At 72.7% G+C, this 15,442-nt stretch carries 12 protein-coding genes; 3 read left to right on the forward strand and 9 right to left on the reverse strand.

Annotated features, from left to right (window positions below; translation table 11 throughout):
* Positions 1 to 314: 314 nt before the first annotated feature.
* From lysA to ACIQAC_RS15370, 3 genes are all read right to left on the reverse strand, one after another.
* Positions 315 to 1,646 carry a diaminopimelate decarboxylase gene (gene lysA, locus ACIQAC_RS15360; protein ID WP_402190995.1) on the reverse strand — a complete coding sequence of 444 codons (1,332 nt, stop codon included), beginning with the start codon at positions 1,644 to 1,646 and terminating at the stop codon, positions 315 to 317.
* Between the two features lie 15 nt (positions 1,647 to 1,661).
* On the reverse strand, positions 1,662 to 2,018 hold the full coding sequence (locus tag ACIQAC_RS15365; protein ID WP_402190998.1) for an SAV_915 family protein: 357 nt from the start codon (positions 2,016 to 2,018) through the stop codon (positions 1,662 to 1,664).
* A 289-nt stretch (positions 2,019 to 2,307) separates the two neighbouring features.
* Entirely contained in the window at positions 2,308 to 3,351 is a 1,044-nt protein-coding gene (locus ACIQAC_RS15370; protein WP_402191001.1) for a chitinase, read from the reverse strand.
* Positions 3,352 to 3,657: 306 nt separating this feature from the next.
* On the opposite strand from ACIQAC_RS15370, the gene ACIQAC_RS15375 reads away from it, so the two are divergent.
* Positions 3,658 to 4,098 carry an SRPBCC family protein gene (locus ACIQAC_RS15375; RefSeq protein WP_402191003.1) on the forward strand — a complete coding sequence of 147 codons (441 nt, stop codon included), beginning with the start codon at positions 3,658 to 3,660 and terminating at the stop codon, positions 4,096 to 4,098.
* Positions 4,099 to 4,128: 30 nt separating this feature from the next.
* Here the strand turns inward: ACIQAC_RS15375 and ACIQAC_RS15380 are convergent, their stop codons facing one another.
* The 5 genes from ACIQAC_RS15380 to ACIQAC_RS15400 form a co-directional block, all read right to left on the reverse strand.
* Entirely contained in the window at positions 4,129 to 5,280 is a 1,152-nt protein-coding gene (locus ACIQAC_RS15380; protein WP_402191006.1) for an XdhC family protein, read from the reverse strand.
* A gap of 43 nt (positions 5,281 to 5,323) precedes the next feature.
* The gene (locus ACIQAC_RS15385) at positions 5,324 to 6,781 is read right to left on the reverse strand and encodes an NCS2 family permease (protein WP_402191009.1); all 1,458 of its coding nucleotides are present in this window, start codon (positions 6,779 to 6,781) and stop codon (positions 5,324 to 5,326) included.
* Positions 6,782 to 7,280: 499 nt separating this feature from the next.
* Complete coding sequence (locus tag ACIQAC_RS15390) at positions 7,281 to 9,674, reverse strand: xanthine dehydrogenase family protein molybdopterin-binding subunit (protein WP_402191012.1); 2,394 nt, start codon at positions 9,672 to 9,674, stop codon at positions 7,281 to 7,283.
* 20 nt (positions 9,675 to 9,694) lie between these two features.
* Positions 9,695 to 10,276, reverse strand: a complete 582-nt coding sequence (locus tag ACIQAC_RS15395) for a (2Fe-2S)-binding protein (RefSeq protein WP_402191014.1) — start codon at positions 10,274 to 10,276, stop codon at positions 9,695 to 9,697.
* Positions 10,276 to 11,175 carry an FAD binding domain-containing protein gene (locus ACIQAC_RS15400; protein ID WP_402191016.1) on the reverse strand — a complete coding sequence of 300 codons (900 nt, stop codon included), beginning with the start codon at positions 11,173 to 11,175 and terminating at the stop codon, positions 10,276 to 10,278. Before ACIQAC_RS15400 ends, ACIQAC_RS15395 begins: the two co-directional genes overlap by 1 nt.
* A gap of 378 nt (positions 11,176 to 11,553) precedes the next feature.
* Here ACIQAC_RS15400 and ACIQAC_RS15405 point away from each other — a divergent pair, with 378 nt between their 5' ends.
* Together ACIQAC_RS15405 and ACIQAC_RS15410 are read left to right on the forward strand one after the other, a co-directional pair.
* Positions 11,554 to 13,227, forward strand: a complete 1,674-nt coding sequence (locus tag ACIQAC_RS15405; RefSeq protein WP_402191018.1) for a PucR family transcriptional regulator — start codon at positions 11,554 to 11,556, stop codon at positions 13,225 to 13,227.
* A 224-nt stretch (positions 13,228 to 13,451) separates the two neighbouring features.
* Positions 13,452 to 14,225: a hypothetical protein gene (locus ACIQAC_RS15410; RefSeq protein WP_402191021.1), complete on the forward strand. Its 774-nt coding sequence runs from the start codon at positions 13,452 to 13,454 to the stop codon at positions 14,223 to 14,225.
* 400 nt (positions 14,226 to 14,625) lie between these two features.
* Here the strand turns inward: ACIQAC_RS15410 and ACIQAC_RS15415 are convergent, their stop codons facing one another.
* Positions 14,626 to 15,420: a GntR family transcriptional regulator gene (locus tag ACIQAC_RS15415; RefSeq protein ID WP_402191024.1), complete on the reverse strand. Its 795-nt coding sequence runs from the start codon at positions 15,418 to 15,420 to the stop codon at positions 14,626 to 14,628.
* Positions 15,421 to 15,442 lie beyond the last annotated feature (22 nt).

Below are 15,442 nucleotides of genomic sequence, written 5' to 3' on the forward strand. Positions count from 1 at the left end.
GGCTTGCGGTCAGCTTCTGTCCGCAAGCCTTCCTGGGGCTGTACGTGGTCGCCGCGTGCGCCGGGGCATTCCGCGCCGCCGCCCCGTCCGGCTGCCGCCCGCGTCCGCCGGACGCTGTCCGAGCACCCCGCACGCCGGCTCGCACCCCCGGCTGACCTGCTGTTTCGCGCCCACGCACGACCAGACCCTCCCCGCTGTGGTACGAACCGCCCGGCGGCGCCTGGACGGGGGCGTGAGGGGGTGAGGGCAGGTAGAGGCGTGGCTCCGCTTCTCCCTGCCCTCACCTGTGCGGCCGCCAGGGGCCCGGGCGTTCGCTACAGCCCCACGTCCCGCATCCGGATGTCGTCCAAGGACTCGCGGCGGACCAGGAGCCGGGCCCGGCCGCTCGTGACCGCAGCGACGGGCGGACGGCCGACAAGGTTGTAACCGGACGCCATGGACAGGTGGTACGCCCCGGCGACCGGGACGGCGAGGAGGTCGCCGGGCCGGATGTCCTCGGGGAGTTCGACGTCGGCGGCGAGGACGTCGCCCGCCTCGCAGTGCCGGCCCACCACGGTGACGGGGGCCGGCGTGCCGCCCTCGCGGCCGATCAGCCGGGGCGCGTACCGAACGCCGTACAGGGCCGGGCGCGGGTTGTCGCTCATACCGCCGTCGACGGCGACGTACGTGTGGGCGCCGGTGCGTTTGACGGCGAGCACGTGGTAGAGGGCGATGCCGGCCGGGCCCGCGATGGCCCGGCCCGGTTCGATGATCAGGCGCGGGACGGGGAGGCCGGCGGTGGCGCAGGCGTCGGTCAGTTCGGCGCGGACCCTGCGGGCGAGCGCGGTGAGGTCGAGGGCCGGTTCGCCGGGGCGGTAGGCGATGCCGTGGCCGCCGCCGAGGTCGAGTTCGGGCAGGATGACGCCGTGCCGGCGGTGCAGCCCGGCCATCAGGCCGACCAGCCGTCGTACGGCGGCGAGATACGGCTTGACGCTGGTGATCTGCGAGCCCAGGTGGCAGTGCAGGCCGGTGAGTTCGAGCTGCGGCTGGTCGAGTATCCGGGCGATGGCGTGCTGGGCGTGGCCGTCGGAGATGGAGAGCCCGAACTTCTGGTCCTCGGTGCCGGTCCGGATCTTCTCGTGGCCGCCCGCCGCAATACCGGGGACGACCCGGACCATGACCTTCTGGTGGCCGCCGGGGCCGACCGCGGCGGCGAGCCGGGCGATCTCCGAGGGGCTGTCGATGACGACCCGGCCGACGCCGAGCCGCAGCGCGGTCTCCAGGTCGCGGGGCGACTTGGCGTTGCCGTGCAGCACGATCCGCTCGGGCGGGAAGCCGGTGGTGACGGCCAGCTCCAGCTCACCGGCGGAGCAGACGTCGAGGCCCAGGCCCTCCTCCTCCGCCCAGTGGGCCATGGCGCGGCACAGGAACGCCTTGGCCGCGTAGAGGATCTCGGCGTCCGGGAAGGCGTGCCGGTAGGTACGGCAGCGGTCGCGGACCTCGGCCTCGTCGACGACGTAGACGGGGGTGCCGAAGCGGTCGGCGACCTCGGTGAGCGGCACCCCGCCGACGGCGACCTCGCCGGGCCGGACCTCCGTGGTGGAGGCGGGCCAGACGGACAGGGCGTCGGGGGCGGCGGTGAGGGCGGGTTCGTGAACGGTGGTCATGGCGCGGGTTGCCTCTCAGCCGATCCAGAGCGCGGCGACGCGTGCGGCGGCGGGCCGCCCTTCCGACGCCGGCGCCTGCGCTCGCGCAGCCGGTGCGGAGAACCGGGGGTCCACGGTGAGGGTGGTGACGCCCAGCGGCGCGCTCAGCGCGCGGAGCGCGGGCTCGGCGAGACGGATCCACGGCTGCCCGGCGCCGAGGGTGGCCCGCAGCCGGTCCTCGGAGGTGAAGGCGACGGCCGTACGGTCGCCCAGCGGGGTGCGGAAGAAGCGGGCCGCACAGCCGCGGTGGCCCGGACGGACCGGTACGTACAGCGGTCCGGCCGGGAACCGTTCGGAAGGCTCCGGGTCGTCGCCGCACAGGATGTCTGCCATGGAATGCCTCCTGGAGGCCGTGCTCGTTCGTCGCGGTGGTGTGAGCGCCCCGGACGCGGGGAGGCGGACCGGGGCTCGTCGACGACGCTACGCCCGGCCCCCGGGCCCCCCGGACCCCTCCTGACGCGACGCTGACGGAGAGGGGCGGGACGTATACGGAACGCTGACGCGGTGGGCCGGAAGGAGCGTGGTGCTCGTGCCCTCGCTGGATCCGGGCGCGCGGGGACACATGTGAGCGCCGCCGGTGCGGGCGGACCCGGACCGGCGGCGCTCTCCCCTCCTCGGCGGACTACGGAAGGCCGTGCACGTGCGGGCCCACCGCGTTGGACCAGGCGTTGCCTGCCGCCGCGTCCCAGTTCGTCGACCAGGTCATGGCGCCGCGCAGACCCGGGTAGGTCCGCGACGGCTTGAAGGTGCCGCAGCCGGTGCCGCGGGTCAGACAGTCCAGTGCGTTGTTCACGGTCTGCGGGGAGACGTACCCGCTGCCGGCGCCCTGCGGGGAGGCCGGTACGCCGATGCCGACCTGGGACGGGGCCAGGCCGCCCTCCAGCTGGACACAGGCGAGGGCGGTGAGGAAGTCGACCGAGCCCTGCGAGTACACCTTGCCGTCGCAGCCCAGCATCGAACCGCTGTTGTAGTACTGCATGTTGACGACCGTGAGGAAGTCCTTGATGTTGAGCGCCGTCTTGAAGTACTCGTTCGACGTGGACTGCATGTCGATGGTCTGCGGCGCCATCGTGACGACCAGGCCCGGGCCGTCCTTCTGCGACAGCGAGCGCAACGCCTGCGTCATGTAGGTGGAGTTGAGGCCGTTCTCCAGGTCGATGTCGACGCCGTCGAAGCCGTACTCCTGCATGAGGGCGTACACCGAGTCCGCGAACGCGGTGGCGGAGGCGGCGCTGTTGACGGCGACCGTGCCGCGCTCGCCGCCGATCGATATGATCACCGACTTCCCGGCGGCCTTCTTCGCGGCGACGTCCTTCTTGAACTGGTCGACGGTGTAGCCGCCGAGGCCCGCGGAGTCGAGGTTGAAGGTCACCTGGCCGGGTGTCGCGGTCGCGTCGGCGAACGCCACGGCGATGATGTCGTAGTGGTTCTGAACCTGGGCCAGGGTCTGGACGGTTGCCCCGTTGTTGAAGTTCTGCCAGTAGCCGGTGACGGCGTGGGCCGGGACCGCGGCGGGCGCGGCGGCGGCCCTGGGGGCGGCGTCGGCGGCCGGGGCGGCGCCGGCCGCGGCGGGGACCGCGAGGCCCGCGACCGCGAGCGCGCCGACGGCCACCAGGGCCGGGGTGAGACGGGAACGAAGCTTCCGTGTGCGGGTGTCGCTGTGCACGGCCAAAGCCCTTCCGTGGGGGGAGGTGCGCGGTGTGGGGTGCGCACTGTGGGGGGGGACGGTGGCCACCGTTGGAGGCACAGGGTGGTCCAGACCATTAGGGGGTGTCAAGGGATCCCGCACGACGGCGCGGGATCGGCCTGGTGAGGACGACCGATGTGCACTCGTGAACGCCGGACGGGTTCGAGCGCGGGCGCGGGGCGGGCGGGTTGACGGCCCGTGAGCGGCGGCCCGGGGCGCCGGACGAGGGCCGGGCACGGCCCGGCGCGGCGCGGTACGGCCCGTTGTGCTGCCTAGGATTCGTCCGTGGCCAAGTTCCTGCTCGAACGCACGGCACCGCTTCCGCTGCCGGAGGCGTGGCGCCGGCTCACCGAGTGGCCCCGGCACGGTGCCGCGGTCCCGCTCACCCGTGTATCGGTCGTCACCGCGCCGCCGCAGGGCGTCGGCACGGTCCTGGTGGCCCGTTCGGGCGTCGGGCCGCTGCACTTCGACGACCGGATGGAGATCACGGTGTGGCAGCCGCCCGGCGAGGACACCCCGGGTCTGTGCCGGCTGGAGAAACGGGGCCGGGTGGTGCTCGGCTGGGCGGAGATCGAGGTCCGTCCGGGTCCCGGCGGCCGTACCCGGGTGCTGTGGCGCGAGGAGATCGGGGTGCGCTTCCTGCCCCGCTTCTGCGACCCGCTCCTGGCACGGACGGGCCGGGCGATGTTCGGGCGCGCGGTGAACCGGCTGCTGAGACAGGCCTGACGCGGTCGCCTGACGCGGGGGTACGGGCGGTCAGGCCACCGAGCCGATCCGCCGGGCCGGTGCCGACGCCGGGTCGTGGTGGATCGGGGTGTGCGCGCCGGTGAGGGTGACGCCGGTGCCGCCGCGGCGGTTGGCGACGATCTCCGACGCGATCGACAGGGCCGTCTCCTCGGGCGTACGGGCGCCGAGGTCGAGGCCGATGGGCGAGCGCAGCCGGGTCAGTTCCAGCTCGGTGACACCGACCTCGCGCAGCCGCTCGTTGCGGTCGAGGTGGGTGCGGCGGGAGCCCATGGCGCCGACGTACGCGACCGGCAGCCGCAGTGCCAGCTTCAGCAGGGGTACGTCGAACTTGGCGTCGTGGGTGAGGACGCACAGCACGGTACGGCCGTCGACCTCGGTGGACTTCAGGTAGTCGTGGGGCCACGCGACGACGATCTCGTCGGCGTCGGGGAAGCGGGTGCGGGTGGCGAACACGGGCCGGGCGTCGCACACGGTGACGTGGTAGCCGAGGAACTTGCCGATGCGCACGAGCGCCGAGGCGAAGTCGATCGCGCCGAACACGATCATCCGGGGCGCCGGGACCGAGGACTCGACGAGGAGGGTGAGCGGCGCTCCGCAGCGGGAGCCCTGCTCGCCGATCTCCAGCGTGCCGGTGCGGCCCGCGTCGAGGAACGCGCCCGCCTCGGCGGCGACCGTGCGGTCCAGCTCGGGGTGGCCGCCGAAGCCGCCCTCGGGCGGGCCGTCGGGGCGGACCAGCAGCGCCCGGCCCACCATCTCCGCCGGGCCGGACACGATCCGCGCCACCGCCGCCGCCTCTCCCGAAGCGGCGGCGGCGAGCGCGGACGCAAGGACCGGACGGACGGTGTCGGCCGCCCGTACCGGCACGACAAGGATGTCGATGACGCCGCCGCAGGTGAGTCCCACGGCGAACGCGTCCTCGTCGCTGTACCCGAAGCGCTCAAGGACCGACTCCCCGTCCTTGAGGGCCTGTTGGCACAGCTCGTAGACCGCGCCCTCCACACAACCGCCGGAGACCGAGCCGATCGCCGTGCCGTCGGCGTCCACCGCGAGGGCGGCACCGGGCTGGCGCGGGGCACTGCCGCCGACGGCCACCACGGTGGCGACGGCGAAGTCCCGGCCCTGCTCGACCCACCGGTGCAGTTCTTCGGCGATGTCCAGCATCTGTTGGTCTCCTTCGGTTGCGCGGAGGCGGTCGGGCGGGCGGCTAGTGGACGCCCAACCAGCTCTCTATCGGATCAAGGGCGAAAAACACCGTAAAGATCACGGTGAGTGCCCACATGAACACGCCAATCTCGCGGGCCTTGCCCTGCGCGACCTTGATCGCGACGTACGAGATCACGCCGGCCGCGACGCCCGCGGTGATCGAGTAGGTGAAGGGCATGACCACCACGGTCAGGAAGACCGGGATCGCGGTGGCCCGGTCGGACCAGTCGACGTGCCGGGCGTTCATCATCATCATGGCGCCGATCACCACGAGGGCCGCGGCGGCGACCTCGCCGGGCACGATGGCCGTGAGCGGCGTGAAGAACAGACAGGCCGCGAAGAACAGCCCGGTCACTACCGAGGACAGTCCCGTACGGGCGCCCTCGCCGACGCCGGTCGCCGACTCCACGAACACGGTCTGGCCCGACGCCCCCGAGACACCGCCGATGGCACCGCCGGCGCCGTCGATGAACAGCGCCTTGGACAGGCCCGGCATCCGGCCCTTGTCGTCGGCCAGCCTGGCCTCGGTGCCGACGCCGATGATTGTTGCCATCGCGTCGAAGAACCCGGCGAGGACCAGCGTGAACACGATCATGCCGACGGTCATCGCGCCGACCTCGCCCCAGCCGCCGAACTCGACGTCGCCGAAGAGCGCGAAGTCCGGCATCGAGACCGCGCTGCCGTTCAGTTCGGGTGCGCCGCTCGCCCACTGCTCGGGGTCGATGACGTCGGCCGCGTTGAGGATCACGGCCAGGAGCGTGCCGCCGACGATGCCGATGAGGATCGCGCCGGGCACGCCCCGCGCCTGGAGCATAAAGATCGCGAGCAGGGTGACGGCGAACAGCAGCACCGGCCAGCCGGCCAGTTCGCCGGCCGGGCCGAGGGTGACCGGGGTCCCCTCGCCCTGGTGCACGAAACCGGCCTTGAAGAAGCCGATCAGCGCCACGAACAGGCCGATGCCCATGGTGATCGCGTGCTTCAGCGCCAGCGGGATCGCGTTCATGATCATTTCGCGGAGGCCGGTGACGACCAGCAGCATGATGACCACGCCGTACAGCACACACATGCCCATGGCCTGCGGCCAGGTCATCTCGGGCACGACCTGGGAGGCGAGGACCCCGGAGACGGAGAGTCCGGCGGCCAGGGCGAGCGGCACCTTGCCGAAGAAGCCCATCAGCAGGGTGGTGAGGGCCGCCGCGAACGCGGTCGCGGTGATCAGTGCCTGCTGGCCGAGGGTGTTCCCCGCCACGTCCTTGCCGGACAGGATCAGGGGGTTGAGCAGGAGGATGTAGGCCATCGCCATGAAGGTGGTGATGCCGCCGCGCACCTCTCGCGCGACCGTGGATCCTCGGTGGGATATGTGGAAGTACCGGTCGAGCCAGGACCGGCCGGCCGGGACGCGGGTGCCGTCACCCGCGTCGTCGGCTGTGGTCCTGGGCTCCAGTGACTGCTGGGTCATGTGGGCCTGCTCCCAAGGTTCATAGGGGCACCCGCGGTTGCCTTCGGCGATGCGCGGGGTTTGGGAAGTGCCCGACCCGGGGGACGGCCCGAGACGAACGGGGTACTTGCGGTGGCGTGCGGTGTTGCTGCCGGCGCCGGGGTGAACGGGGTTTCGCCGTACCCGGTGCCGGGGTGCTGCTGACCGGCGTCAGGCTGAGCGAGGTTCCGCCCTGCCGGGCGCCGGGGTTCTTGTGCCGCCGGCGTCCGGGGGCGTGGCTTCGCTGTTGCCCGGCGTCGGGATTTCCGTGTTGCTGACCGGCGTCCGGGCGTGGGCGGGTTTTCGCTGTTGCCCGGCGTCGGAGTACGGGTGTTGCCTGTCGGCGTCCGGGGTGGGCGTGGGTCGCACGTTTCCCGGCGTCGGGGTGCCGTTCTCGGTGGGACGGGTGCCGCCCTGCGGCACGCCTGCCCGCAACGGCGGGGGGGGTGGGATTGTCGTGGGGTTGGTGCCGGCGTTGGGGTTATGCCGTGCCGGTGAGGTGTTCCGGGCGGACCGGGGTGCGGTCCAGGTTCAGGCCCGTGGCTGCGCGGATCGCGGCCAGGACGGCCGGGGTGGAGGACAGGGTGGGCGCCTCGCCGATGCCGCGGAGGCCGTACGGGGCGTGGTCGTCGGCGAGTTCGAGGACGTCGACCGGGATGGTCGGCGTGTCGAGGATCGTCGGGAGGAGGTAGTCCGTGAAGGACGGGTTGCGCACCTTCGCGGTCTTCGGGTCGACGACGATCTCCTCCATCACCGCGATCCCCATGCCCTGGATCGTGCCGCCCTGGATCTGGCCGATGACGGACAGCGGGTTGAGCGCCTTGCCGACGTCCTGGGCGCAGGCCATCTCGATGACCTTGACCAGGCCGAGTTCGGTGTCGACCTCGACGACGGCGCGGTGCGCGGCGAAGGAGTACTGGACGTGCCCGTTGCCCTGGCCCGTACGCAGGTCGAAGGCCTCGGTCGGCCGGTGCCGCCACTCCGCCTCGATCTCGACGGCCTCGTCCTCCAGGACGTCGACCAGGTCGCCGAGGACCTCGCCGCCGTCGGTGACGACCTTGCCGCCCTCCAGGAGGAGTTCGGCGGTGGCCCAGGCGGGGTGGTAGGAGCCGAACTTCCGGCGCCCGAGCTCCAGTACCTTCTCGCGGACCAGCTCGCAGGCGTTCTTGACGGCGCCGCCGGTGACGTACGTCTGGCGGGAGGCCGAGGTCGAACCGGCGCTGCCCACCTGGGTGTCGGCCGGCCGGATGGTCACCTGGGTGACACCCAGCTCGGTGCGGGCGATCTGTGCGTGGACGGTGACGCCGCCCTGTCCGACCTCCGCCATGGCCGTGTGGACCGTGGCCACGGGCACACCGCCCACGACCTCCATCCGGACCTTCGCCGTCGAGTAGTCGTCGAAGCCCTCGGAGAAGCCGACGTTCTTGATGCCGACCGCGTAGCCGACACCGCGTACGACGCTCTCGCCGTGGGTGGTGTTGGACAGACCGCCGGGCAGCTGGCGTACGTCGGGGCCCTCGCTGGACTCCCACTGACGCTCCGGCGGCATCGGCATCGCCTTGACGCGGCGCAGCAGTTCGGCGACCGGGGCGGGCGAGTCGACCGGCTGGCCCGTGGGCATTATGGTGCCCTGTTCCATGGCGTTGAGCTGCCGGAACTCCACCGGGTCCATGCCGAGCCCCTTGGCGAGCTTGTCCATCTGTGCCTCGTAGGCGAAGCACGCCTGGACCGCGCCGAAGCCGCGCATGGCGCCGCAGGGCGGGTTGTTGGTGTAGAGGGCGACGGCCTCGATGTCGACGTCGTCGACGACGTACGGGCCGACGCTCAGCGAGGAGGCGTTGCCGACGACCGCCGGGGAGGCGGAGGCGTAGGCGCCGCCGTCCAGGACGATCCGGCACTTCATGTGGGTGAGCCGGCCGTCCTTGGTCGCCCCGTGCTCGTAGTACAGGCGGGCGGGGTGGCGGTGGACGTGGCCGAAGAAGGACTCGAAGCGGTTGTAGACGATCTTGACGGGCTTGCCGGTGCGCAGGGCCAGCAGACAGGCGTGGATCTGCATCGACAGGTCCTCGCGGCCGCCGAACGCGCCGCCGACGCCCGACAGCGTCATCCGTACCTTGTCCTCGGGCAGACCGAGGACGGGCGCGATCTGGCGCAGGTCGGAGTGGAGCCACTGGGTGGCGACGTAGAGGTCGACGCCGCCGTCCTCGGTGGGTACGGCGAGTCCGGACTCGGGGCCGAGGAAGGCCTGGTCCTGCATGCCGAAGTAGTACTCGCCGGTGACGACGACGTCGGCCTTCTTGGCGGCCTCGTCGGCGTCGCCGCGGACGATCGGCTGGCGGTGCACGATGTTCGGGTGCGGGACGTGCCCGATGTGGTGGTCGTCGCGGCCCTCGTGGACGAGGATCGCGTCGGGCGCGGTGGCGGACGCCTCGTCGGTGATGACCGGCAGTTCGCGGTACTCGACGTGGATCTTGGCGGCGGCGCGGCGTGCGGTCTCGGGGTGGTCGGCGGCCACGATCGCGACAGGCTCGCCGTGGTGGCGGACCTTGCCGTGCGCGAGGACCGGGGTGTCCTGGATCTCCAGGCCGTAGTTCCGGACCTCGGTCGGCAGGTCGTCGTAGGTCAGGACCGCGTAGACACCCGGCAGGGCGAGCGCCTGGGAGGTGTCGATGGAGACGATCTCGGCGTGCGCGACCGTGGAGCGCAGGATCTGGCCCCAGAGCATGTCCTCGTGCCACATGTCGGACGAGTACGCGAACTCGCCGGTGACCTTGAGGGTGCCGTCGGGGCGGAGCGTGGACTCCCCGATGCCGCCCTTGGTCTGGGAACCCTGGGTGACCTTGGTGGGGGTGCCGATGGGGGCATTGGCAGACATCACAGACATCGCAGACATGGTCAGACCGCCTCTCCCTGTCGGGCGGCCGCCAGGCGGACCGCGTCCATGATCTTCTCGTAGCCGGTGCAGCGGCACAGGTTGCCCGACAGCGCCTCGCGGATGTCCGCGTCGCTGGGGTTGGGGTTGCGCTCCAGCATCTCGTCGGCGGCGACCAGCAGTCCGGGCGTGCAGAAGCCGCACTGGACGGCGCCGGCGTCGATGAACGCCTGCTGGATGGGGGCGAGATCAGCGCCCTCGCCGGTCCGGGAGTCGGCGGCGGGCCGGGACCTCCACTGCTGGGCGTCCTGGAGGGTCGTACCGCAGGCTCCCGAGGCGCAGCCCTCGGCGCGCTGTTTCGCGAAGTCGGCGAGGCCCTCGACGGTCACCACCTCGCGGCCCTGGACCTGGCCTGCGGCGACCAGGCACGAGCAGACGGGCACGCCGTCGAGGCGGACCGTGCAGGAGCCGCACTCGCCCTGCTCGCAGGCGTTCTTGGAGCCGGGCAGCCCCATCCGCTCGCGCAGCACGTACAGCAGGGACTCGCCCTCCCAGACGTCGTCCGCTTCCTGCGGCCGTCCGTTGACGGTGAAGTTGACGCGCATTACGCAGCGCCCCCCTTCTGATGGTCGGCGGAGCGGGTGCCGCGGTACGACTCCCAGGTCCAGGTCAGGGTCCGGCGGGCCATCACACCGACCGCGTGGCGGCGGTAGCTCGCGGTGCCGCGGACGTCGTCGATCGGGTTGCAGGCGGCCGAGCACAGGTCGGCGAACTGCTTGGCGACGGACGGGGTGATGATCTTCCCGTTGTCCCAGAAGCCGCCCTCGTCGAGCGCGGCGTTCAGGAACTCCTCGGCGGCCCTGGCCCGGACGGGTGTGGGCGCGGCCGAGCCGATGCCGGTGCGCACGGTCCGTGTCCCGGGGTGCAGGGCGAGGCCGAAGGCGCAGACGGCGATCACCATCGCGTTGCGCGTGCCGACCTTGGAGTACTGCTGGGGGCCGTCCGCCTTCTTGATGTGGACGGCCCGGATCAGCTCGTCGGGGGCGAGCGCGTTGCGCTTGACGCCGGTGTAGAACTCGTCGATGGGGATCATGCGGGTGCCGCGCACCGACTCGGCCTCGACCTCGGCGCCGGCGGCGAGCAGCGCCGGGTGGGCGTCGCCGGCCGGGGAGGCGGTGCCGAGGTTGCCGCCGACGCCGCCGCGGTTGCGGATCTGCGGGGAGGCGACCGTGTGGGAGGCGAGCGCCAGTCCGGGCAGCTCGGGGCGGAGCCGCTCCATGATGCTGGTGTACGGGACGGAGGCACCGAGCCGCACGGAGTCCTCGCCGACCTCCCACTCGTAGAGGTCGCCGACGCGGTTGAGGTCGAGCAGGTACTCGGGCCGGCGGTGGTCGAAGTTGATCTCGACCATCACGTCGGTGCCACCCGCGATCGGCACTGCGGTGGGGTGCTCGGCCTTCGCGGCGAGCGCCTCCTCCCAGCTGGCGGGGCGAAGGAAGTCCATGACCGGCTCTCTTCTTCGTCTTGGGGGTCGTACAGATTGAGCCAATCCGTGTGCGGCGGGCCCGGCTCGTTCATGTGCTGTTTACGCGGAGTGGGGTCAGTACACAGCGGAGTGCTCCGACAGGGTCAGTCACCGAAACCATGAAGGAGTTGGCTGGCCAGGGCGGGCATCTTGTAGATTCGTATGAACAGAGGTCATCAGTAACCTCCTCGCTTTCCTGTGGAAACGCGCACCACAGCCGCGTGACCTGGGGACACCGCCCGGCCGGCGGTTCGGCAGCCGGCGGGTGCCGCTGAGGGACCCGCCGACGAACCCCGTACCGCGGGGGCCCACCTTGATTCATCGTAGTTTTCGAGACAAAGAACGGCGGCGACGAGAATGCGGCTGCGCGCACTGCTGGACACGGACGCGCTGGGCCTCGGGCTGCTCGGCGGCGAGGACGAGCTGGACCGCACGGTCCGGGGTGTGATGACGACCGACCTGCGCGACCCCAGCCGCTATCTGAGCGGCGGCGAGCTGGTGCTCACGGGGCTGGCGTGGCGCCGGGACGAGAGCGACTCGGAGCCGTTCGTACGGATCCTGGCGCAGGCCGGGGTGGCGGCGCTCGCGGCGGGCGAGGCGGAGCTCGGCGATGTGCCGGACGATCTGGTGGCGGCCTGCGCCCGGCACCGGCTGCCGCTGTTCGCGGTGCACGAGTCGGTGGCGTTCGCGACGATCACCGAGCACGTGGTGCGCCAGGTCTCCGGCGAGCGCGCCGGGGATCTCGCGGCGGTCGTGGACCGGCACCGGCGGATGATGACGTCCGGTCCGGCGGGCGGCGGCCCGGACGTCGTGCTCGATCTGCTCGGCAGCGACCTGGATCTGCGGGCGTGGGTGCTGTCGCCGACCGGACGGCTGATCGCCGGGCCCAAGGAGGGCGGTCCGGTGCTCGCCGCCGGGGTCTGCGCCCGGCTGGCGGCCGAGCAGCTGGCCGCCGCCCGCACCGGCCGGCGCGGCCCGCACCGCGTCCTGGTCGGTACGTCGACGTACTCGCTGTTCCCGATCCGCGGCGGCGGACGCGCGCCCGCGGCCTCGCGGGACGTGCGCGAGACGGTCCTGTCGGACTGGCTGCTGGCCGTCGAGGCGGACGCCGGTGACTGGCCCGAGGAGCGGCTGGACCTGGTGCACGGCGTCACCCAGCTGATCGCCGTGGAGCGGGACCGGCGGGACGCGGCCCGTACGGTACGGCGGCGGCTGGCGCAGGAGGTCCTGGAGCTGGTGCAGACGGGCGCCGCCCCGGCGGAGATCGCGGCCCGGCTGCGGGTCGCGGCGCCGGTACTGCTGCCGGGCCTGGGCGCGGCCCCGCACTGGCAGGTGATCGTGGCCCGGGTCGAGTGGGACGGCGCGGACGCGGAGAGCGGGCCGATCGCGCAGGCGCTCCTTGAGGAGATCCTGGTCGACCCGCTGTCGACGGGGTCGGAGGGCTCGGACCGGATCGCCGTGGCGCACACCGGTGACGAGGCCGTGGCGCTCGTACCGCTGCCGGCCGTCTCCAGCGAGCACGACGGCTCCGAGTCGGGGCTGCTCGCCGAGTCCCTTCTGGAGTCCGTACGGGATCCGCTGTCGGCCGGTCTGGAGGAGGACGGGCGGGTCACGCTCGGTGTCAGCGCGGCCGTGCACTCGGCGGAGGGGCTGCGCGGGGCGCTGGAGGAGGCGCGGCACGCCCGGCGGGTGGCGGCGGCCCGGCCGGGGCGGGTGTGTGCCGCGGGCCATCAGGAGCTGGCGTCGCACGTGCTGCTGCTGCCGTTTGTGCCGGACGACGTGCGCCGGGCGTTCACGGCCCGGCTGCTGGATCCGCTGCGCGACTACGACCGCCGCCACCGCGCCGAGCTGATCCCGACCCTTGAGGCGTTCCTGGCGTGCGACGGCTCCTGGACGCGCTGCGCGGCCCGGCTGCATCTGCACGTCAACACGCTGCGCTACCGCGTCGGGCGGATCGAGCAGCTCACAAGCCGTGATCTGTCCCGCCTGGAGGACAAGCTGGACTTCTTCCTGGCGCTCCGGATGAGCTGACCGGCGGCCGTCCCGGGCCCGCGGACACCGGGCTCCCGAGCGGCTTCCGTGTGCGCATCCGCATCCGCGGATCCTGATCCGCGCGGCCGGAGCACAAACCCCGATCGGCCCCAAGTCCCACGACTTTGTGAAATCCTTCACCCACCCCCTTGGCCCGGTGGTGTCCCAAGTGCTGGAATGCGGCCACCACTCAACAGCTCGAAGGCGCGCTCGGGGAGGGCAATGTGGCGCATACCGCCATGTCTGGTTCCGGAACGACCGCAGACGACGATCCGCTCCAGACGGCGGTGTGGCGCTTGCGCTCACGGGCCTGCTGGACGGACGCCGCGGAACTGCTCCGGCCGGACACCCCGGCCGCCGCGTTGCAGCGGGCCGCGCTGCTGGTGGAGCGGTGCCTCTACACCGAGCAGGGCTGGCCGGACGCCGAGGACGCGCTGCGTACGGCGGAGGCGATCGCCCACAGCGACGAGGAGCGCGGCGCGGCCGCTTGTGAACGTGGGTACTTGGCCTATGCCGCGACCCTGCTCGCCGTGCGCGACCGGGCCGACGAGGCGCGGGCCGCGCTCGGGCGGGCGGCGGCGCTGATTCCGCCGGACGGTGCGGGGCGGGCGCTGCTGGACTTCCGGCGGGGGCTGCTCGCGGAGAACCTGGCGCACTCGCCGCAGTCGGCGCGGGCCGCGTACCGGCGGGCGCATGCGGCGGCTTCGGGGGGGCCGGACGCGTTGCTGCTCTCGTTCACGTGGCGCCATCTGGCGGGACTCGCCCTGCGGGACGGGGAGTTGGCGGAGGCGCGGCACGGGTTCGCCGAATCGCTGCGGATTCGGGAGGAGTTGGGGTATCTCGTGGGTACGGCGCCTGCGTTGGCGTCGCTGGCGGACACGGAGACCGAGCCGGAGGCGTCCCGCCTGCGCGAGGAGGCCCGCCGCCTGTTCCGCCTCCTGGGAGGCGTACCCACCTGGCTGGCACCCCAACTCGACCCCCCGGCGGCGACGGCCTAGGGGCCGGACGGTTACGCGTACGACTGCGGGTGCGCGGGGGCCGATCGCGCAGTTCCCCGCGCCCCTGAGTGGGTTGCCCCCACCGGCGATCCGATTCAGCGCCGCTGCCCCCAACTCGCCCCCCGGCGGCAACGGCCTAGGGGCCGGACGGCTACGCGTACGACTGCGGGTGCGCGGGGGCCGATCGCGCAGTTCCCCGCGCCCCCAGGCGGGTTGCCCCCGGCGGCGACGGCCTAGACGTCTGCGGGCAGTGGTGGGTCGGTCGCGCAGTTCCCCGCGCCCCTGGGTGGGTTCCAGTTGCCGGCGGCACATGTCGGCGCCGGTGCTGATGGCCCACTCAGGGGCGCGGGGAACTGCGCGATCGGCCACGACGGACCCGCACTCGCCCGTCAAGCGTCCGCTACGCGAAGTGTTCGCCGATGAGTAAATGGACCGATTCGAGGTCGCCGGCGATGAGGGCGTCGAGGAGGGCCGCGTGGTGGGCCGCGTCGGCCATGAGCTCGGTGCGGCCGCGTGCGACGGGACGGCCGATCTGAGGTGCCTGCGTCCGGCGCTGGAGGTCCTCGGCGACCTTCACAAGCTGCTCGTTCCCGGACAGGGAGAGCAGCGCCCGGTGAAAGGCGCGATCCGCCTCCGCATAGGTGGCCCGGCACCCGGTGGCCGCCGCCCGCACCGTCGCCTCGGCGACCGGCCGAAGTTCCACCCAGGTCTCCGACGGGACGGTGCGGGCAAGACGCAGCAGGACCGGCACCTCGATGAGCGAGCGCACCTCGGCGAGTTCGGCGAGCTCGCGGGCGTCCCGCTGGACGATCCGGAAGCCCCGGTTCGGGACCACCTCGACCGCACCCTCCTGCGCGAGCTGCTGCATGGCCTCCCGCACGGGCGTCGCCGAGACCCCGAACCGCTCCCCCAGCGCGGGCGCCGAATACACCTCACCGGGACAGAGTTCACCGGCGAGCAGCGCGGTACGCAGCGCGTCGAGTATCTGCCCACGCACCGAGGACCGCTGGATGACCGGGCGCGGGCCGGGGAGAGGCGTCTCGCTGTGCGTGTGCTCACCGCGCACGGCCCCGGAGGCGGCCCCGCGCTCGCGCACGGAGTCGGACTCGGTGCGCGCCTGCTGCGGCACGCGGACGGGTTCGGGTGCCCGTGGCGGGGCCCCGGCCCAGGCGGAGTCCTGCACACCCTGCGTCACGGGTCCTCCTCCGGCTTGTCGG

The organism is Streptomyces sp. NPDC088387 (assembly GCF_044753385.1).
In the GTDB taxonomy this organism is placed as follows: domain Bacteria; phylum Actinomycetota; class Actinomycetes; order Streptomycetales; family Streptomycetaceae; genus Streptomyces.